We start from the raw sequence: 19,563 nt of genomic DNA, 5'->3' as shown, positions 1-19,563 counted from the left end.
TTCTTTCATTCAGAAAATAAAAATTCATTCTAGTTTAGATTTTAACTTGATAGTGCGGTTCTGGCAGATGATGAATGAATAGTAATACACAATGTTTCCTGCAATCATAAACATGATTTTAAAGAAGTTATTGAATGATTTTTCAAAAAATAAATATATTTGACGCTCATAACAAATGATAAGTTTCAGGTGCTCAAGCCTGTGTGTCTGTCAGTTGATTGAATATATGTGCAAACCCATGTCTATTCAGTCATATTTAGGATTGAGAGTTAGTGTATACTTAAATTTAGGTTTGTGCTCAATGCTTCTAGGTGGTTGAGTCATCATACTCTTGCAATAAAAAACTTGGTGTGAGTTTAAATGTTTTCGAAGTATGTTAAAAAAACATGGTATTATAAAACCGTTTCAATGGATGAAAAACTGTTGCTTGTTGCTTTGGCAGAACTTTCGGACAGAAACGGCGTATTTATCACCAGCATAAGCGAACTTAAAAGTATGATGTGCGTATCAGAAAGCACTATCGACAATCTTATAGGAAAACTTTCAATTGAACAAATTCTCATTGGAACCAATAAAAGAACAGCTGCTTATCGCTCTGATGGCAAAATTAAAGGAAAATTAAATATAGATATTGACTTGACTTCACAAGAAGCAAATCAGAACAATAAAGGTTATGGAAACAACCAACAACCTGCTCAAAATACGTTTGCACGAACTGAGCAGTTTTCTAACTCTTATCGTTCTCAAATAAAGTCATTGAATACAGCAACGTTAGGAAAGACCATTAATATTCACGAGTTATCACCGACTGTGATTGAAGATTGGGCAAACCTCATTATGTTTAAAAATAGCTATGCTGGTCAAACGAATGTGTGGGCTTCCTTCATTTATCGCATACAAAAAAATCCAAATAAAATGCTGTATTCACAGGATGAACTAATAAGACGACTGCGCTCTCACTTGCATTTTCAGCGGTCTTTACGACAAGGTTTGCGAAGCCCAGATAGCAAATCACAGCGAGTCAAGCGATCTACTATTGATATGTTAGAAGAAAAAATTTTTAACTTCAATTTCAAAGATGATAGCGAAGGAGACCATTAACAATGAATAATCTCACAGATCTTTCAGAAACATTTGAAGCATACTGTCTTAGAACTCAAAAGATGGCTAATTCAGTTGTGCCATCAGTTAATGGCGCTGGCTCATCCATGGTAAACAATGTATCGACAGGTATTCAATCAAGATTCAATTCATTCAATACGTATAATAACGAATCTATTTTCTCGCAAAGAACCCAAAGACTTCTTGAAAATTTCACCGGTTTCGAACAAAAAAAAATTTTAAAATTTTGGTATGATATAATAACCTTTTTTGGGCGAGGACGTGTTCGCTATGACTTTGGTGATGAACCAGATCGTCATCTTATGAGCTTTGCCGCTTCACTAAATGAACATAGCTATGCGCGCCTCATTAATAATCTCGAAGAACGATTGAAAAAAGGACAAGAATGGCCGCCTTCTATTGCTGTTTTTGGCGCCCTAACAAGAACACCGACAGATCGAGAAATACTGGATGCACGCACTAATATTCTCACTCTTGGTCAGCCGATAAGTCGCGTGGAAAAATACATTGCTAAGCGTAAATCAGCGAAGTTAAGAACGTTATCTGAAAAATTCATTACACAAGAATTCAAAATTCTCTATGTGGAAGCATTCGAAGAAGTTATTATCAACAACAGAGACAAAGTGTTAGATAAACACGAGGAGACTATCCAAACCGCAACAGCGGTGGCACCAAAAACAAAAATAGACATGAAAATTGATGAAATGATAACCAATGGCCTTAAACCAAAGGGAAAAATAGGAGAACATCTAGAGAGTATCAATCAGCTCAGAAAGAGTGGCATTCATTCAACCTAAGAGATGAATTAGCCATTTTCATCGCGTTTTACTTCCTTTATATTTTATTACAGGCTGATTAAATGCGCGAGTTCGATGTTCTAAAAAAAAGTAATCGATACTTTATATGCCGTAAAAACTCGGGTTATTGTCATATTATTATTGATAGTAATAGTCATAACCTACCGTTGGGTAAGAGCATGCTCAATGTGGAAGAAATTTCTGATCGTGATATTCATTTCACAAAAGGCAGCGTATTTAGATTGACACTCCCTTTTGAAGAACAAAATAATATTGATATCTGTACGCTTGCAACAGGTCGTAAAAATAACTTCATATACAGACGCTGTTTACAACTTGGCGGTAAATGGGAGCCTATTTTAAATGAATGGGTATTTTCCACTTCTGTTAAAAAAAATGTTGATGCAATACAAGGTATCATTGATTCTGAAAAAAAATACATTGAAGCTACCTTTGAGGAAACGATTAGTTTGACAAACGAAATACTTACTTTGTTTGGTTATCCATTGATTAAAACAGTAACTGCAAGCGGTAAAGTTATACTGCACAATGGCATCAAACTCATGAGTGGTGATTTAGCTTGGTCATCCAGCGGGGAAATAAATAAAAGTATAATTTTAGTAGGCTCGAAATTAAGATTGTTCATTCCTTCATTAATGTTAGATAGCGAATATTTCCATGAAGATTACCTCTGTGTTGTAAACATCAAAAAAAAATGTAAGCCGAAGAAAAGTACAGTGCCAACTTGGAGTAACTTTTAGTTAATTTGAACTAGGTATAAAAAATGAACTAAATGATTAATTTACGCTTTAAACAGCTAGGCTCACTAATTAGAAGCAGTATAATTAAGCTTTAACTAATCGTGGCTAACTAACACTCTGAATTTATAAAGAAGTGATTTAGCTATGGAATTAAATTAAGAGGGATCATAATGGGAGACCTCATTTCGTTAGTGACTTAACTATTACGATGGCTCTCATGGTTAAATGCGTATTTTCAATGCTAGTAAAAATTTGCAAAAATTCAGTAATTATGCTTCAAGCTTGCTTAACTGCCGTTGTTATGCTCTCATTATTTGTGCATCAACAAGCGAGCCGAAATAGCTAACGCCATATTCAAGAGGCTTTGTTTTAAGTATACCTAGCTCAGTCAGCTTATTTAGCGTTTTTATTATGGCGTAGGTTTCGCTAATCTGAGCATTGTAATCTCTTAGACACAATGTTTTTTCCACTCATTTTTAACTCGGAACATTGTCGTCTCTGATAAAACATTTATGATAACTACACTTTATTTTTTAATATTGATTCAAATCGTATAATTTCTGGTAACTGACCGCTAAATTATGATAATGCTCTCGTTCCCAGACAGTTGCTCCTCTTCTTGGTGGGGGAGTTGAATAGCTTATTTAATATGAACTATTTCGTAACATTGTCTGGTGTCGTAAGCATCATCGGATGATGTTTCATTAATGCTTTTGCAGATCAGTTTGAGCAAGTTAGATACTACTTTACCATCAGTTACATTTGATGTACTTAACTCAGCAATAATAATTTAATGCGTATTTATATCTACCGCTAAATGTAACTTGCACTAAACTAGCTATTCCTCATCAGTGCCATGTTTTTTCACTTGTCATTCGCTTTCACTGTAAATTTTGAGCCCAGTAAAATCAATAGCTAAGTGCTGGATGGTTCCTTTATTCTGCGTTTTTAACGTTATATTAACTGTTTTGGCTCGTTTGCTAATGTATACATAGTGAGGGTATAACAATGACAGTTGAGTAAATTTGAAAATAAAATGAATGAACTCTTGCATATTTTTTTATGGCGTTGAAAATACGCATTTGACCATGAGGGCTGTCGAAATAGTTAGATTATTAAATCAACAAGGTCTTCTATAATTATCTTGTTTAGTTTAATTCCATATGGGATAAATTCTTCATCAATCAAGAATGTTAGTGATGCCTGATTGAGCAAAGCTTCATTATACTGCTCCAGTGAGTGGTTTCGTAGCAAGATTGTTCATAGACTTGGGGATTTAAGTGAGCCTAACTGTTTAGAATGTTGATTAAAAATGTAGCTTTCTGATTTAGGAAATCAAGCCTCTAATATTGAGGCTGAATGTTTGCTTCCAGTGTGTGAATACCCTTGATTATTTTTCAAACTATTTTTAAAATGGAATATCATCATCAAAGCTCGGCATGTCATTATATTGTGTTGACTGAGACTGTGGCTGCTGTTGAGGTGCAGACGGTTGTGTAGGTTTTTGCGGGAATGAAGGTTGCTGAGGTTGATCCCAATTATCACTTTGTTTATTTGAGTGGTGTGTCTCAGGAGTGCCTTGACCTATACTACTACCTGTACGGCTATCTAGCATTTGCATTTCATTTGCAATAATTTCAGTTGTGTAGCGGTCTTGGCCATCTTGCCCTTGCCATTTACGCGTTTGCAATCGGCCTTCGAGATACACTTTAGACCCTTTTTTTAGGTACTCATTCACGATTTCAGCCAGACGACGATACATTACTACACGGTGCCATTCAGTAATCTCTTTATTTTCGCCAGTGTGTTTGTCGCGCCACGTTTCTGAAGTCGCAACGGCTAGATTAGCAACTGTATCACCATTTGGTAGATGGCGAACTTCTGGATCATTGCCCAAGTTACCGATTAAAATCACTTTATTTACACCACGACGGGCCATATTTTCTTCCCAAACTTTTTCATTACGGCATTCAATGTATAATTAACACTGAAATAATAATGATAACATAAACCATTCGAATCTTCACAAACTTTATTATTGATTCTGTGCTCACATTCAAAAGTATTGAAAGTCCATTATTGTTTAATTTTAGTACAGATAGCAAATCCCAATATGATGAACTATGAGATAGTTGTTTTTATTTTAGACATGTCTAATCCTGTCAGTTTATTTAACGCTTTTATCATGGTGTAGATTTTGCTGATCTGAATATTGTGAACCCTTAGGCTCAATGTCCCTCCAAGTAGTTTTGACTCGAAACATTGCCGCCTTTGATGGAGAACACTCATGGTAACCATATCTCATTTGCCAACGCTAATTTGATCTGTATAGCTGCTGATAACTGACCGCTAAATAACGTGGATGACCTCGTTCCTCAAAAATTATTCTTTTTTTGTGGGGTTGGTGGAACTGTTCGCTTAATACGAATGGTTTCATAACATTGTCTGATGTCACAAGCACCATCGCGATATTTTATTGAGTCTGTGGAGTGTCCATCGAAGTAAATTAGGTAGCATTCCACCGTCAGTCACATTTAATGCGTGCTTACACCCATTGCTAAATGTAATTTGTGTCAGATTCTACGTTGTCCGTTATTCTTATGCTTCTTTGCTTACCATTCGTTTACACCTTAGAGTTAATGGTTAAGTGAGGGATGGTGCCTGTCGTTTTCGTTTTGAACGAGACGTTCATCATTTTGCCTGGTTTACTATTGTATGAGTAGTGAGGGCATGACAATGGCAGTTGAATGAATTTAAAAATAAAATTAATGAATCTTTACTGACATTGTAAAGACATTGAAAATACTTGTTGCATCATGACAACCATCAGCCATCGCTATTGTTTAATTTCTAAATAAATTAACTCTTTCATTATGATTCTGCTTAGTGTGATTCCATAGCTAAATGTCTTCTTCATAAATTCAAAATGTTAGTGATTCATGAAAGCTTGATTATACTGTTCCAATTGGTTGTTTTGTGATGCAGTTTGTGCATAGACCTGAATGTTTAAGTGACCTGCTTGTTTAGAACGTAGATTAACAATTGAGTTTTTCAGTCCAAAAAACAGAGCCTATTTAATGGATAATTTTGTGTGCATGAAGTCAAAAACATCGAATAACTAAAGGACGGAACGACTAAAACACACAATCTATATTAAACTGTCAAAGAGTCTATGTGAACTACACATATTGTATCGTTTGTCAGGAAGTTCGATGACTAATAGAAAAAACTTCTGACTTGAGCATTAAAGCGCTGCAATTTGTATTGTTTGCAAACTAAGTTTCAATTAAACCACTGTTATACGGTGAAGAAAAAACGCTTCGCACTTATATTAAGTCTTAGGGGGCACACATGCAGATTATTGAAACCACCTTTGATAAAGACACTATTTTATTTGTTTCAGAGCCTAGCATAACAATCAATGTGTTAATTTCTTGTTTGGAAAAAAATAAAAAGCAGCGTAACATTGGTGGAAAAACAAGAAATTAATGATAGACTTGCTACATTGTCAGGCTTGGTTTTAATTGATCTCAGTGTCTTTGAGGGAGATGTGGTAAATTACGTGAAACAACGTCTTGCTCCTTTCAAAGAACAACATGTTTTGCTCTTTTTAATGCTCATGATCTTTCTGCAAAAGAGTTAGCCAGTTGGCCTTTCATTAAAGGTATTTTTAAAAAAGCCGATAACCTTGAACATCTATGCTACGGCATTGAAAAAATATTGTCAGGTGAATACTGGTTACCACGCCAAAAGTTGGCTGAGCTTACTCACTATTACCAGCAAAACAATCATCAAGCAATCGACTACTCCGCAATTTGTTTGACTAATCGCGAAAAACAAATTATTCGCAGACTTGTTACGCGCGCATCAAATAGCGAGATTGCTAACGACCTGTTTGTATCTGAACATACTGTCAAGTCCCACTTATACAATATTTTTAAAAAATTAAGGTGAAGAACCGAGTCCAGGCTATTTTTTGGACAAAAAATCTTTCTGTTATTGCTTTCGACTACCGAGGCTAATTATATCAAGGGTATAGCTCTTATTATCGGTTCATGATGTTAATGTGTTTAAACGACGCGTTAGAATGTATAAATATGCACTCTGTTTCCTAATTTTAGTTCAGAGAGCAAGATCTAACATGATAAACGATTAGATGATAGCTTTTAGCTGAGGCATACTCAGTCCTGTCAATTTATTTAACGCTTTTATCAAAGCGGACCTTTCACTAATCTGAGTATGGTGATTTTGTAGATTTAATAATACCTCGCTCAGTAGTTTCTTAACTCGAATTATTGTCACCTATGATAGGGAACGCTTATGGTAACTATATCTAGCTTCTTAATGTTGATTTGAATCGTATAATTCCTGGTAATTAACTGCTAAATTACACAGATAATCTTGCTTTCAAAAAGTTGCTTCTATTTTAGTGATATGAGTGGAACTGCTCATTTAATACACACAATTTTGTACTATTTAATAGTATTGTACGCTCTATTATCTGATATTTTATTGATTCTGCGGCGGGTCTGTTTGAGCAAGTTAGGTAGCACTTCACCGTCCGTTACATTTGATGTATTTAATTCAGTAGCAATGATTTCATACGTATTTATATTTACCATTAAATGTAACTGACGCCAGATTAGCTATTTTTCATTAGCGCCATGCTTTTTTACTTACAATTAGCCGTCACCGTAAATTTTGAGCCTCGTAGAACTAATGGCTAAGTGCGGAATGGTTCTTTTAGTCTTCGTCTGGCATGTGACGTTAATCGTTTTGGCTCGCTTGCTAATGTATGAATAGTGATGGTATGACAACGGCAGTTGAATAAGTTTAATAACAAAATTAATGAATTTTTGCAGACCTCTTAATGGCATTGCAAATATGCGTTTAACCACGAGAGTCATCGTAATGGCTAAGTTACTAAATAAACGAGGTCTTCCATCATTACCCCGATTAGTTTAATTCCATAGTTGAATGGCTTCTTCATTAATTCAAAATATTAGTGAACCTAACTGTTTAAAACGTAGATTGAAAATTTAGTTCCATAATTTAGGAAAGACAACCGGTAGATATAAATACGCATGAAATCATTATTGCTGAGTTAAGTGCATTAAATGTGACTGACGGCGAAGTGCTGCTTAACTGGCTCAAACAGCCCCGCCGCAAAATCATTCAATATCAGGCTATGGTGCTTGCGACACCAGACAATCTTATGAAACCGTTCGTATTAAACGAGCGGTTCCACTTGCCCCATGAAGACACAGAACAATTTTTGAAAAACGAAATTATTTGCTTAATTTAGCGGTTAGTTACCATAAACGTTCCTTATTAGAAACGGCCATGTTTCGAGTCAAAAAGCTTCTCGGAGGGACATGGAATTTAAGAGAACATAATAATCAAATTAGTGAAATTAACGTTATGATAAAAGCGTTAAATGAGATAACTGGGCTAGGCATGTCTGAATCAATAGAGATCGTCTAATAGTGAATTATGTTGAAAGTTGCTATCTAAATTTGAATTAAAAAACAAAGCCCTAACAACAAAACAATTCTTGATTGCTGAATAGTTAAAAGCGGTTAAGTGCTTTACACGGCTAGCACTCAAACCGTATTTTGTCTCAATGCTTTTCAAAAGTGGAGAGCGACTTTTATTAGGAACAAGGAAATCTACATAATGAATATCATTTATCTGGGTGTAAATATTGATCACATCGCAACGATTCGTAACGTACGTGGTACCAAATACCCTGATCTTGTGCATGCCGCAGAAATTGCAGAACGTGCTGGAGCTGATGGCATTACGGTACACCTACGCGAAGACCGCCGTCATATTAAAGACCGTGATGTTTATATTTTAAAAAACACGTTACAAACCCGTATGAATCTCGAAATGGCTGTGACTGACGAAATGATAAACATCGCTTTAGATGTAAAGCCAACGTATGTATGTTTAGTTCCAGAAAAACGTGAAGAATTAACGACTGAAGGTGGTTTGGATGTTGTGGGCCAGTTGGACAAAGTAAAATCAGCTACAGACACTTTAACAGCTGCTGGTATTAAAGTGTCTTTATTTATTGATGCTGATCGTGCACAAATTAATGCTGTGAAGATTTGTGGTGCGCCGTATATTGAACTTCATACTGGTCATTATGCTGATGCGGAGTCATACGAAGAGATGCAAACTGAGTTAAAAAAAATTGCAGCAATCGCAAGCTATGCGTCGGATAATGGTATTAAAGTGAATGCAGGGCATGGTCTGACGTACCACAATGTGATGTCTATAGCTGCCATCCCTGAAATTTATGAGCTAAACATAGGGCATGCTATCATTAGCCACGCTGTGTTTGAAGGTTTGTCAAAAGCGGTTACTGATATGAAAGCTATAATGCAGGAAGCACGTCATTAATGTCGGTTATCGGTTTGGGCTCAGATATTGTCGAAATTAAAAGATTTTGTGACATTCTCGCGCGAAAGCAAGATGCATTTGCTAAACGTGTATTAACCGATTCAGAGTTGGAAAAGTATAGTAGTACTAAGTTTTCTGCTCGTTATCTCGCGAAGCGATTTGCAGTAAAAGAAGCGGCTTCAAAGGCATTAGGTACTGGGATTGCTTGTGGTATTACTTTTCATGATTTTGAAGTCTCAAATAATGAACTTGGTAAGCCAATCGTGACCTTTTCTGGTATTGCTAAGCAAATGGCGGATGCGCGTGGAGTGAACCAAATTTTGCTTACAATTGCAGATGAAAAGTGCTATGCAGTCGCAATTGTGTTGTTGCAGCAATGAATTTGATAACTATCTATTGAACAGTTTTTCACGTTGAAGCTTCCAGATATTGCATCGTCTTTGATGTCTAAAATGAATGATAAGTCACATATTTTCAAACCTAGATCTTCAGATTAATTGAGTACAGAGTCTATATTCAAAATTTTTTAAAAATTAAGTATGGTACTGATGGTAAATGTTCAATCTGATACAAGTTACATTTAGCAGTAGATACAAATACGTATAAAATCATTGCTGCTCGGTTAAGTGTATCTAATGTGACTCACGTTGAAGTGCTGCCTAACTTATTCAGATAGATCTGCCAAAGAATCAATGAAATATTAGGTGATAGTGCTTACAATAAGTGTTATTTTTTAATGTGAGGTCAGGTAGCAAACCCAAACATTATTAACTATTAGACGCTCGCTCTTATTTTAGATATACTTAGATTTATCAGCTTATTTAATTGTTTTATTATGGCGTAGGATTCGCCAGTATGGGCGTTGTAATCTATTCGGCTTAATGTCTCTCCCAGTAATTATTGAAACGAAACAGTGCTGCCTTTGATAGAGTTTATTTCCTAAATCAGGAATTGAATTCTTAAGCTACGCTGCTAAACCTCAACAAAGTAGAGGAAGTCGTATAACCAATCTTTAATCAATCGTGGCTCACTAATATTCTGGATTGATGAAAAAGTCATTCAGCTATAGAACTAAACTAAGCAGGGTCATCATGGAAGCTCTCGTTTATTTGGCTACCTAGTCATTAGGCCAGTTTTCATGGTTAAACGTATTTTTTAATGTCATTGAGAAAGCCGCAAAATTCATCCATTCCGTTTTTAACTTTGTTCAACTGCTGTTGTCATGCCCGTATTATTCATGCATTAGCAAGTTGATCAAAACAGTTCATGTTGTGTTTAAGATGAAGGATAAAGGAACTATTTAGCACTTAGCTATTTATTTTATGGGGGCTAAAAATTTATGGTACCGACGAATAAAAAGTAAAAAAGGATGACACTGATGGCAAATAGCAAATGGCGACAGTTACATTTAGCAACAAATATAAATCCGCACGAGATCATTGCTGTTGAGTTAAGTCATCAAATGTGACTGACGGTGGAAGACTACCTAATTTGCTCAAATAGACTCGCCGAAAAATTAATGCCATATTAGGCGATGTAGCTTACGATATCAGCCAATATTAAGAAACCGTTCATATTAAACGAGCAGTTCCACTTATTTCACTAAAAAAATAATTTTTTAGGAACGAAGTTATTCACGTGATTTAACGGTCAGTTACCAGAAGTTAAACGGTCCAAATAAGTGTTGAAAAATGAGGTATGGATTTCATAAGTGTTCCATATCAGAGACGGCTATGCTTCGAGTTAAAAACTATTCGGGGGACATCGAACTAAAAAATTACAAAACCTAGATTGGTAAAATTTACGCTATGATAAAAGTGTTAAATAAGCTGATAGGCTTAGGCATGCCTAAAGTAAAAGCAGTAGTTTAATAGCTAATTATCTTGAAATTTGCCGCCTGAACTCAAGTTAGAAAACAAAGCCTTACTGATGTCTCAGAGCCTGCAGGAGTAGACATAGTTAATTTTATTTTTGTAGGTCAAAAAATATATTTCCATGACGATAAATTATAGATAAAAAAAGTACGCTTAGTGGTCCGGCATTGATAACAATTAAAGTAGTACAAGATTCTGTCGAAGGCGACCAGAATGAGTATTTTTTTAGGTAACGAAATCAGTATGGACGATAAGCTAGGAACAGTTCAATCTGGATATGTTGTTAACAGACTATGGTTGATTGTGATTTAGATTTTAAAAAGACTGTCGTTAACGATGAATATACAGGGAACAAGGACATTTATGACTGGTGAACAAATTGGTACCATAGATCTGGTAAAACAACTAAATAGTGCCGCTGTTTATCGTCTTATCGACCAACAAGGTCCTATATCACGCATTCAGATTGCTGACGTGAGTAACCTCTCGCCAGCCAGTGTTACCAAGATAATTCGCCAATTACTTGAGCGTGGCTTGATAAAAGAAGTCGCGCAAGAAGCATCCACAGGTGGGCGACGAGCAATTTCATTGACCACTGAATGTACTCAATTTCATTCAATTGCTGTTCACTTTGGACGAAGTAGAATTACAATTTCTCTTTTTGATTTGTCTAGTCTGCTCCTAGCGAAATATGACGGAGTATTTCAATATCACAATCAAAATTCTTTGGTAGAAGGACTTTTTCATTGTCTTCGTAGCTTTCTGACTGCGCAACACCATATCGTTAAAGAATTGATTGCTGTTGCTATTGTGTTTCTAGGGTTGGTGGATGCTGAATCCGGCATCGTTAAATATATGTCACATATTCCCATCAATAATTCACCACTTAGTACGTAATAAGTTTGGGCTAGCATATTTTACCGGAAATGACATACGAGGTCAAGCACTTGCAGAACATTATTTCGGAGTAAGTAAGCATTACTTAGATACGCTACTTGTCGATATTCATAATGTCGTAGACGCCGGTATTATTGTCAATGGACAGGTATTTTTAGGTTATAATAGTAATGTAGGTGAAATTGATTATATTCAAATTGATCCATTGGGTAAACAATGCCAGTGCGGTAACTTTGGTTGTTTGGGAACTGTTGCATTGAACTTTGCTATCATCGAGCATGCAAAGCAGTTGCTAGAACAAGGCTATGAAAGCAAGTTGAAAGATAAAAAAGATTTTAATGTATCCGATATTTGTCGTGCGGCTAACGTTGGTGATGACCTGGCCTAGCAAGTCTTAGTAAAAGTAGGTAATCATCTTGGTAAAGCCATCGCAATGATAATCAACCTGTTTAACCCTCAGCAAATAGTTATATCTGGTATGATCACTGAAGCATCTAACGTAGTGTTTCCAGTGATCCAACGTTGTGTAGAAAATCAATCGCTAAAAATACTTCATCAAAATCTTTTAATGGTAGCTTCCAGCCTATCCTCTACTCCAACCCTAGGCGCATTTGCATTAGTCAAATACGCTATGTTGAATGGTGCACTATTACAACGACTTCTCAAAGACTAATTTTTTTCACATTCAAAAGTTTATAGTGAGATTATATTGACCTATAAATATAAATTTATAGGCTTTTTAATATCATATAATTTACTCAATTAAACCATTAATTGTTGTAATAAAAGATCATGTATTAAATAAGTTGATTGTAAGATAATATTCAGGTTTACTGAATGTACCAATAGCTTAATTCTGTTTTCTAAATTAGGGAATTAAATGATTAATCTACGTTTTTAACAGTTACATTTACTTATATATTTAAGTCTATGACCAAGCTGGAATCAATTGTGATCCACTAATATTTTGGATTAATGCAGAAGTCATTTTGCGATAGAATTAAACCAAGCTGAGTAATCGTAGAAAAGGATTTGTTTCCTAATTTGAGTTCAGAGAGCAAATTTTAACATGATGCACTATTTAACGGTCACTTTCATTATAAGTATACCTAGCCTGGTCAACTTATGTAATCTTTTTATCATGGCATAGGTTTCGCTAATTTTAGCAGTGTGATCTCTTAGGCTTAATGTGCTTTCAAAAAATTTTTGATTTAAAACATTGCTGTCTCTGCAATAAAATATTTATAGTAACTATACCTTGTTGACTAACGTCAATTTGAACCGTATAACTGCCGGTAATGGACCACTAAATTACGCGGATGATCCATTTTTAAAAATTATTTTTTGGGGTGGGATGAGTGGAACGTTCGTTTAATACGAACGGTTTCGTAACATTGTTTGGTGGAGTAAGTACCATCGCTTAATATTGCATTGATTCTGTGGTGAGTCTGCTTGAGCACGTTGGATAGCAATTCACCGTCAGTTATATTTGATGCACTTAACTCAACAGTAATAATTTCATGTATAGTTATATCTACCCCCTCAATGTAACTGGCGCCAGACTCGCTGTGTTCCATTAATGCCATGCTTGTTAACTTTCATTCGCCTTCACTGCAGACTTTAAACCCTGTAAAATAAATGGCTAAGTGCCTAATAGCTCTTTTAATCTTCGTGTTGAATGTAGCGTTAACTGTTTTGGCATGCTTGCTAATGCATGAATAGTGAGAGCACGACAACGGCAGTTGAGGAAATTTTCCTGCAGACATCTCAATGGTATTGAAAATATGCGCTTAACCATGAGGATCGTCATACTGGCTAAGTCGTTAAATAAATGATATTTCCGATGATTTCCTTGCTTCCAGAGTTGAATTGCTTCTTCATTAATGCAGAACGTTAGTGGGCCATGATTGATTAAAGCTTGATTATATTGTTTCCATTTAGCTGTATTGTAACTATGCTTATGTATAGATTTGAATATTTAAGTGAACCTAGTTGTTTAGAGTGTTCATTGAAAATTGAGTTCTCTGATTTAGGAAATAAAGCCGGCTATCATAAATGTTTCCTAATAGAGACAGCAATGGTTCGAGTCAAAAAATTGCTGGGAAGGAGATTGAGTTTAAGGGAACACAATGTTCAGATTAATGAAGCCTACGGCATGATGAAAGCGTTAAATAAGCTGACAGAACTAGGTATGCTTCACACAAAAGTTATTGTCGAATAGTGAAGTATGTTGGGATTTGCTATCTGAACTCGAATGAGGGAACAAAGTCATTTTCAGTACCATTGAAAGGTCTACAAAAATTTATTAATTTTATTTTTGTAACTTACTCAACTGCCGTTTTCATATTTTCACTATTTATGCATTAGTAAGCATGCCAAAATAGTTAATAGCACGTTTAACACGAAGACTAAAAGAGCCATCCGGCACTTAGCCATGAATTCTACGGGGCTCAAAGTTTACGATGAAGGTGAATAGTAAGTAAAAAAGTATGGCATTGATGGTAAATGGAGAGTCTGGCGCCAGTTACATTTAGCAGCAGATGTAAATATGTATGAAATTATTGCTGCTGAGTGAAGTGTATCAAATGTGATTGGTAGTAAGGTGTTACCTAACTTGCTTCAACAAACCCGTCGTAGAATCAATAAAAGATTAGGCGAGATAGCTTATGACACCATTCGTATTAAACGAATAGTTTCCATAATGCTCTCCCAGAGAAGAAGCAATTTTTTAAAACTAAGTTATTCGCGTAATGAAGTGGTTAGTTACCAGAAATTATATGGTTTAAATCAACATTGTAAAATAAGGTATGATTACCGTAAACGCTCCCTATCAGAGATGGTAATGTTTCAAGTCAAAAAACTATTCAAAGAACATTGAGTTTAAGGGAGCATAATACTCAAATTAGAAAAATTTACGCCATGATGAAAACGTTAAATAAGCTAGCCGTGCTAGGTATGCCTACAATGAAGTTGCTCGTCTAATAGTTAATTATGTAAATTTATTATTTATATTTTAATTAGGAACAAAGTTCTTTCATATGATTGTTACTATTATTAAACATATTTTTCAGAAGTGTGGTTTTATCTATGTAAGTTCAGTTGTAACGTGTGAGTTTAGTCTTGCCATTGTAGTCATCAGAAGGAACATAGGTTTTGGGATGATGTTTGTTTACTGGTTGCAAAAATACAAAAGCATAGTATAAATTATGCTTTGTTATTGTACCGGTACAATAAGTGATAGTTTAACTTTCGTTATAAATATCTAAGTCGGCTAAACTGATTTTTTGTTCACGCACTGTTTTTGCATCGTCTCCACGCAATTTTTCAAGATACTCTAAGTATTCTTGATTAATGTCTTTCGTAACATAGTGACCGCTGAATACTGAGCTTTCAAATTTTTTAATATCAGGATTAACTTCTCGCACAGCATCCTCTAAGTCAGATAGTTCTTGAAAAATAAGACCATCAGCACCAATAATTTTCCCTATTTCATCCACCGCACGACCATGAGCAATCAGTTCATTAACGCTTGGCATGTCAATACCGTAGACATTAGGGAAACGAATTTCTGGTGCCGCTGAGGCCATATATACATGTTTTGCGCCAGCATCACGTGCCATTTCGATAATCTGCTCAGATGTTGTACCACGAATAATAGAGTCATCCACCAGCAATACGGATTTATCTTTAAACTCAGAATGGATCGCGTTAAGTTTGCGGCGTACTGACTGACGACGTTGCTGTTGACCTGGCATGATAAATGTTCTGCCAACATAACGATTTTTAACAAAACCTTGACGATAAGGTTTATCAAGAACACGAGCAATTTCTAAAGCAACGTCGCAAGATGTCTCAGGGATTGGCATAACCACATCAATATCTAAGTCTCCCCAATCACGGCGAATTTTTGCCCCAAGTTTTTTACCCATGTTCACGCGTGCGGCGTAGACTGAAACTTTATCAATAAACGAGTCTGGGCGCGCAAAATATACAAATTCAAATATACACGGTGACAGGGAAGGTGATACTGCACACTGACAAGTAAACAATTGACCATCTAATGTGATATAAATCGCTTCCCCAGGTGCCACATCACGCAAAAAATCAAAACCAACGGCATCAAGTGCGACAGACTCAGACGCTAACATATATTCATTTTGGTCATTTACGAGGCGTTTACCTAAACAAAGTGGACGAATACCATCTGGGTCCCTAAAGCCAACAAGACCATGACCAATGATCATAGCGACCACAGCATACGCACCGATAATCTGCTCATGTACAGACCGCACAGCTGCGAAAAGATTATTTTCTGTTAATGGATGTGACTTTGCGTTATCTATCTGATGGGCGAATACATTAAGCAGAACTTCTGAATCCGAGGTAGTATTGAGGTGACGCCTATCTTGTGTAAAGAGGGATTGACGGAGTATTGTTGCATTGGTGAGGTTACCGTTATGGGCAAGTGTGATGCCATATGGCGAATTCACGTAAAAAGGTTGCGCCTCCGACGCGCTAGAGCTACCTGCAGTGGGATAACGTACATGTCCTATCCCAACAGTTCCTTGCAAGCGCTGCATGTGCTTGAATTGAAAAACATCTTTTACTAAACCATTCGCTTTTCTTAGGCGAAAGCGGTTCTCATCAATAGTTACAATGCCTGCGGCATCTTGGCCTCGGTGTTGAAGTACTGTTAGAGCATCGTAAATCGACTGATTAACCGGAGTGTTACCCACAATTCCAACAATCCCACACATGTTTGTAGTTCCTTGTCCTATATCACTTTAAAAAAGCTGGGGCTTTGCTCTAAGTATGAAATAAACCATTTAATCACCACCCTAAACTCAGGAATTAACTGTGATTGTTTCCATTCGTTAGTGCTAGAAAAACTTGTGAAAACATCAAGGAAAAACAATAGGGCAGCAATTATTAATATGCCACGCATCCCTCCGAAAACTATGCCAAGCACACGATCCGTTCCTGACAAACCTGTTTTTTGGACTAATTGCCCAATAACATAATTAACGATGGCACCAATTATCAGTGTAATAATGAATAATGCAGTAATCGCTGCACTATTTCTAATGATACTTTCCTGAATGTTGGTGAAGTAAGCCGCCAATTGCGAGTAAAAATTACTGGCTACAAAGAAAGCACCAAACCAAATCATTAATGACAGTGCTTCTTTCATCAATCCACGGATCAAGCTAATCAATGCAGAAAAGCTAATCATTCCTATTATGGCGTAGTCAATCCAATTCATATCGTATTCATCTGGGTCATTAGCGTGCATATTAATAAAAAAAATAATGACAAAAATATTTTTAAAGGTTGAGTTGGCTAAACCTAAGCAGCTGACCTTTCAACCCAGTTAAAGTTTCTAAATCTACAGTCATAGCTGCTAGCTTTTCTTTTGATACATTAGGGCGTACTTCAACGCGAATAAGTTCACCTTGTTTCACATCTAAAGGCACTAGCTGTGCGGGGTAGCCTTTGTTGCGTAATTTTGATACTAAATTTTTTGCGTTATTCATGTTCCGAAACGTGCCAAGGCGAATTATCCACGCAGAATTTTGATAATCTTCTGTTGATTTAGATTTCTCAGCAAGTATTCTTACCACTGCAGGGCTAGTTTTTTTTGCATCATTTACAGGTAGATTTACTGTTTCTAGTGATAAAAATGGTTCTACGTCTTCTGGCATTTTAACGAATTCAACCAACAGCTCAGTATTCAATTCATTACGCAGAGGAATTGCTTCGTAATTTTTTTGATAATGTGTTTTTTTACCGTCAAAGACATCGGGAAGTAAGATCACACTGAACAACACTAAAACGAGCGTACCTACTAGACGATGTTGAAATTGGGTTGTCACAATCACTCCCTTTTGGATAAAAAATTAGTGATCTCGCCAACGGTGTAAAAAGAACCAAATACAATGATTATGTCAGACATTCCGTTTGATGCTGCTTCCGCGGCGTAAAAAGCATCTGTAGGTGAATCATAACACATGACACCTTTTGATAAATGGCTAGCGAGTGTGCTAGCTGTGGCTGCACGTGGTTCACTCAATGAAGCTGGATACCATACATTTACGATTGCTTTCATTTCTCTCAGTGTTGCAGCGATATTTTTATCCTGCAACATAGCAACAATAGCATGTACTTTAACACTATTTTTTTGTTTTAGGGCAGCAACTTGTGTTGCTAAGTAAGCTGCTGAATGTGGATTATGAGCCACATCAAGCAGGACAACCGGAAATTTTGAAATAAATTGCATACGTCCTGCAAGTGTTACAGAAGATAGTCCTGCAACAACACACTCATTGGTCACATTTAATTCAGACAAATTTAGTACCATAAGTGCAGTTGCAGCATTTGGTAAAGGCAAGTGTGGAATAGGCAGATTGATGAACTTAAACGTACTACATTGCCAATGCCAAACCTCTCCGTCTTTTTGATAGTCAAACTGGTAACCTACTTGATACAACTGAGCACCAATATCATTGGCATGAGCAGCAACACTTGCAGGTGGTTCTGGTTCACCACATACCGCAGGCTTATTCGCTCGAAAGATGCCCGCCTTTTCAAAACCAATCATTTCAATGTTATCTCCTAGCCAGTCAACATGATCAATTGCTAGACTGGTAATGACAGAGACATCATGGTCAACAATATTCGTCGCGTCTAATCGACCACCGAGGCCCACTTCTAAAATCACGACATCAACATTGTTATCGATAAATAACCAAAGAGCAGCGAGCGTACCGAATTCAAATAAGCTTAGGCTTATATCACCTCTTAACGATTCAATGGCAGCAAATGCTTCCGTGTGTCTTCCGTCATTAAGCTCTTCCCCGCAAATGCGCACTCGCTCATTGTAACGAATAAGATGTGGTGAGCTGTATACACCTGTAGAGTATCCTGCTTGTAGTAAAATTGCCTCAATAATCGCACATGTTGATCCTTTACCGTTGGTGCCTGCAACGGTAATTACCTTAGAAGCAGGCTTGATCAATTTTCCTTTATATGCGACAGCAGCCGCGCGATCCAACCCTAGCGCAATTACACTAGTATGAAGTTTTTTTAAGTAGCGCAACCACACTGAAAGAGGTGACTGCGCATTAGGTAAAGTAGATTCTGGCATCCGTCATCCACTATAGCTTATGATATTTCAATCTTATCAGGCTATGTTTCCTAAATCAGGGAATTGAGTGATGAATTTACATTTTAAACAGCTTGGTTCACTCAAATATTTAGGTCTATGGGTAAGTTTCGCGACAAAATAATCGACTGAAAGCAGTACAGTTAAGTCTTAATCAATCATGGCTCATTAATCTTCTGGATTAATGAAAAAGCCATTCAGCTATGAAATTAAACTAAGCAGAGTCATCGTAGGAGACCTCGTTTATTTAGCTACTTAATCATTACGCATTGCCTTCATGGTCAAACGCGTATTTTTGATCCTGTTGTGAGGTTTGTAAGGACTCATTCTATTTTTAAATTTATATAACTGCAGCTATTATACTCTCATTAATCATGCATTAGCAAGCGAGTCTAAATGGTTAATGTCATGTGCAAGACGAAGAATAAAGAAAGTATCAAGTACTTAGCCATTGATACTATGTGGCTCACAGTTTACGGTAAAGAAGAATTGAAAGCAAAAAAGCATGATATTACTGGGAACAGGCGAGTTTAGTGCAAGTT

At 36.4% G+C, this 19,563-nt stretch carries 18 protein-coding genes and 6 pseudogenes; 14 read left to right on the top strand and 10 right to left on the bottom strand.

Annotation, left to right across the window (positions count from 1 at the left end):
• Window positions 1-360: 360 nt before the first annotated feature.
• The 3 genes from BTN50_RS02575 to BTN50_RS02565 all read left to right on the top strand — a co-directional run bounded on the left by BTN50_RS02575 (window position 361) and on the right by BTN50_RS02565 (window position 2,680).
• On the top strand, window positions 361-1,101 hold the full coding sequence (locus BTN50_RS02575) for a hypothetical protein (protein WP_096618917.1): 741 nt from the start codon (window positions 361-363) through the stop codon (window positions 1,099-1,101).
• A 2-nt stretch (window positions 1,102-1,103) separates the two neighbouring features.
• Entirely contained in the window at window positions 1,104-1,919 is an 816-nt protein-coding gene (locus tag BTN50_RS02570) for a hypothetical protein (RefSeq protein WP_096618916.1), read from the top strand.
• 179 nt (window positions 1,920-2,098) lie between these two features.
• A complete protein-coding gene (locus BTN50_RS02565; protein WP_150137221.1) occupies window positions 2,099-2,680 on the top strand; it encodes a hypothetical protein in 582 nt (193 codons plus the stop codon).
• Window positions 2,681-2,979: 299 nt separating this feature from the next.
• On the opposite strand, the pseudogene BTN50_RS02560 reads toward BTN50_RS02565, so the two are convergent.
• From BTN50_RS02560 to BTN50_RS12045, 3 genes and pseudogenes are all read right to left on the bottom strand, one after another.
• Window positions 2,980-3,930 (bottom strand): annotated as a pseudogene (locus BTN50_RS02560) (IS5 family transposase); the annotation flags it as partial.
• A gap of 158 nt (window positions 3,931-4,088) precedes the next feature.
• On the bottom strand, window positions 4,089-4,619 hold the full coding sequence (ssb, locus tag BTN50_RS02555) for a single-stranded DNA-binding protein (protein WP_096618914.1): 531 nt from the start codon (window positions 4,617-4,619) through the stop codon (window positions 4,089-4,091).
• A 436-nt stretch (window positions 4,620-5,055) separates the two neighbouring features.
• The gene (locus tag BTN50_RS12045) at window positions 5,056-5,202 is read right to left on the bottom strand and encodes a hypothetical protein (protein ID WP_394336768.1); all 147 of its coding nucleotides are present in this window, start codon (window positions 5,200-5,202) and stop codon (window positions 5,056-5,058) included.
• An 829-nt stretch (window positions 5,203-6,031) separates the two neighbouring features.
• On the opposite strand from BTN50_RS12045, the gene BTN50_RS10880 reads away from it, so the two are divergent.
• From BTN50_RS10880 to BTN50_RS10870, 3 genes are all read left to right on the top strand, one after another.
• Window positions 6,032-6,169: a hypothetical protein gene (locus BTN50_RS10880; protein WP_223823248.1), complete on the top strand. Its 138-nt coding sequence runs from the start codon at window positions 6,032-6,034 to the stop codon at window positions 6,167-6,169.
• Complete coding sequence (locus tag BTN50_RS10875) at window positions 6,150-6,323, top strand: hypothetical protein (RefSeq protein ID WP_235610981.1); 174 nt, start codon at window positions 6,150-6,152, stop codon at window positions 6,321-6,323. Before BTN50_RS10880 ends, BTN50_RS10875 begins: the two co-directional genes overlap by 20 nt.
• Window positions 6,324-6,400: 77 nt before the next feature.
• Window positions 6,401-6,634, top strand: a complete 234-nt coding sequence (locus tag BTN50_RS10870; protein WP_235610980.1) for a response regulator transcription factor — start codon at window positions 6,401-6,403, stop codon at window positions 6,632-6,634.
• A gap of 518 nt (window positions 6,635-7,152) precedes the next feature.
• Here the strand turns inward: BTN50_RS10870 and BTN50_RS09965 are convergent.
• Together BTN50_RS09965 and BTN50_RS02540 are read right to left on the bottom strand one after the other, a co-directional pair.
• Window positions 7,153-7,302, bottom strand: a complete 150-nt coding sequence (locus BTN50_RS09965) for a hypothetical protein (protein ID WP_161492914.1) — start codon at window positions 7,300-7,302, stop codon at window positions 7,153-7,155.
• 60 nt (window positions 7,303-7,362) lie between these two features.
• Window positions 7,363-7,623: pseudogene (locus BTN50_RS02540) on the bottom strand (transposase); the annotation flags it as partial.
• A gap of 125 nt (window positions 7,624-7,748) precedes the next feature.
• Here BTN50_RS02540 and BTN50_RS10865 point away from each other — a divergent pair.
• The 5 genes and pseudogenes from BTN50_RS10865 to BTN50_RS02515 form a co-directional block, all read left to right on the top strand.
• Window positions 7,749-8,164: pseudogene (locus BTN50_RS10865) on the top strand (IS5/IS1182 family transposase); the annotation flags it as partial.
• 192 nt (window positions 8,165-8,356) lie between these two features.
• Window positions 8,357-9,088: a pyridoxine 5'-phosphate synthase gene (pdxJ, locus tag BTN50_RS02530; RefSeq protein ID WP_096618911.1), complete on the top strand. Its 732-nt coding sequence runs from the start codon at window positions 8,357-8,359 to the stop codon at window positions 9,086-9,088.
• Window positions 9,088-9,468 (top strand): holo-ACP synthase, encoded by a 381-nt coding sequence (gene acpS, locus BTN50_RS02525; RefSeq protein ID WP_096618910.1) that lies wholly within the window; start codon window positions 9,088-9,090, stop codon window positions 9,466-9,468. The genes pdxJ and acpS overlap by 1 nt, the downstream gene beginning before the upstream one ends.
• A gap of 635 nt (window positions 9,469-10,103) precedes the next feature.
• Window positions 10,104-10,959: pseudogene (locus BTN50_RS02520) on the top strand (IS5 family transposase).
• A 366-nt stretch (window positions 10,960-11,325) separates the two neighbouring features.
• Window positions 11,326-12,532, top strand: a pseudogene (locus tag BTN50_RS02515) (ROK family protein).
• Between the two features lie 404 nt (window positions 12,533-12,936).
• Here the strand turns inward: BTN50_RS02515 and BTN50_RS02510 are convergent.
• Window positions 12,937-13,825: pseudogene (locus BTN50_RS02510) on the bottom strand (IS5 family transposase).
• A gap of 111 nt (window positions 13,826-13,936) precedes the next feature.
• Here BTN50_RS02510 and BTN50_RS09955 point away from each other — a divergent pair.
• Both BTN50_RS09955 and BTN50_RS09695 read left to right on the top strand, forming a co-directional pair.
• Complete coding sequence (locus tag BTN50_RS09955) at window positions 13,937-14,080, top strand: hypothetical protein (protein WP_161492912.1); 144 nt, start codon at window positions 13,937-13,939, stop codon at window positions 14,078-14,080.
• A gap of 366 nt (window positions 14,081-14,446) precedes the next feature.
• Entirely contained in the window at window positions 14,447-14,737 is a 291-nt protein-coding gene (locus BTN50_RS09695; RefSeq protein ID WP_151897950.1) for a hypothetical protein, read from the top strand.
• 364 nt (window positions 14,738-15,101) lie between these two features.
• Here BTN50_RS09695 and purF read toward each other — a convergent pair whose 3' ends face one another.
• From purF to folC, 4 genes are all read right to left on the bottom strand, one after another.
• On the bottom strand, window positions 15,102-16,616 hold the full coding sequence (gene purF / locus BTN50_RS02500; RefSeq protein WP_096618908.1) for an amidophosphoribosyltransferase: 1,515 nt from the start codon (window positions 16,614-16,616) through the stop codon (window positions 15,102-15,104).
• Between the two features lie 17 nt (window positions 16,617-16,633).
• Window positions 16,634-17,122: a CvpA family protein gene (locus BTN50_RS02495; RefSeq protein WP_096618907.1), complete on the bottom strand. Its 489-nt coding sequence runs from the start codon at window positions 17,120-17,122 to the stop codon at window positions 16,634-16,636.
• Window positions 17,123-17,183: 61 nt separating this feature from the next.
• On the bottom strand, window positions 17,184-17,732 hold the full coding sequence (locus tag BTN50_RS02490) for an SPOR domain-containing protein (protein ID WP_096618906.1): 549 nt from the start codon (window positions 17,730-17,732) through the stop codon (window positions 17,184-17,186).
• Window positions 17,733-17,734: 2 nt separating this feature from the next.
• Window positions 17,735-19,003: a bifunctional tetrahydrofolate synthase/dihydrofolate synthase gene (gene folC, locus BTN50_RS02485; protein WP_096618905.1), complete on the bottom strand. Its 1,269-nt coding sequence runs from the start codon at window positions 19,001-19,003 to the stop codon at window positions 17,735-17,737.
• 414 nt (window positions 19,004-19,417) lie between these two features.
• On the opposite strand from folC, the gene BTN50_RS12040 reads away from it, so the two are divergent.
• Window positions 19,418-19,555 (top strand): hypothetical protein, encoded by a 138-nt coding sequence (locus BTN50_RS12040; protein ID WP_394336767.1) that lies wholly within the window; start codon window positions 19,418-19,420, stop codon window positions 19,553-19,555.
• The last annotated feature ends 8 nt before the right edge of the window (window positions 19,556-19,563 follow it).

Origin of the sequence: Candidatus Enterovibrio altilux (assembly GCF_002381345.1) — a bacterium.
Classification (GTDB): domain Bacteria; phylum Pseudomonadota; class Gammaproteobacteria; order Enterobacterales; family Vibrionaceae; genus Enterovibrio; species Enterovibrio altilux.
The sequence above is the reverse complement of the archived record's forward strand: the minus strand, read 5'-3'. Positions and strand labels throughout refer to the sequence as shown.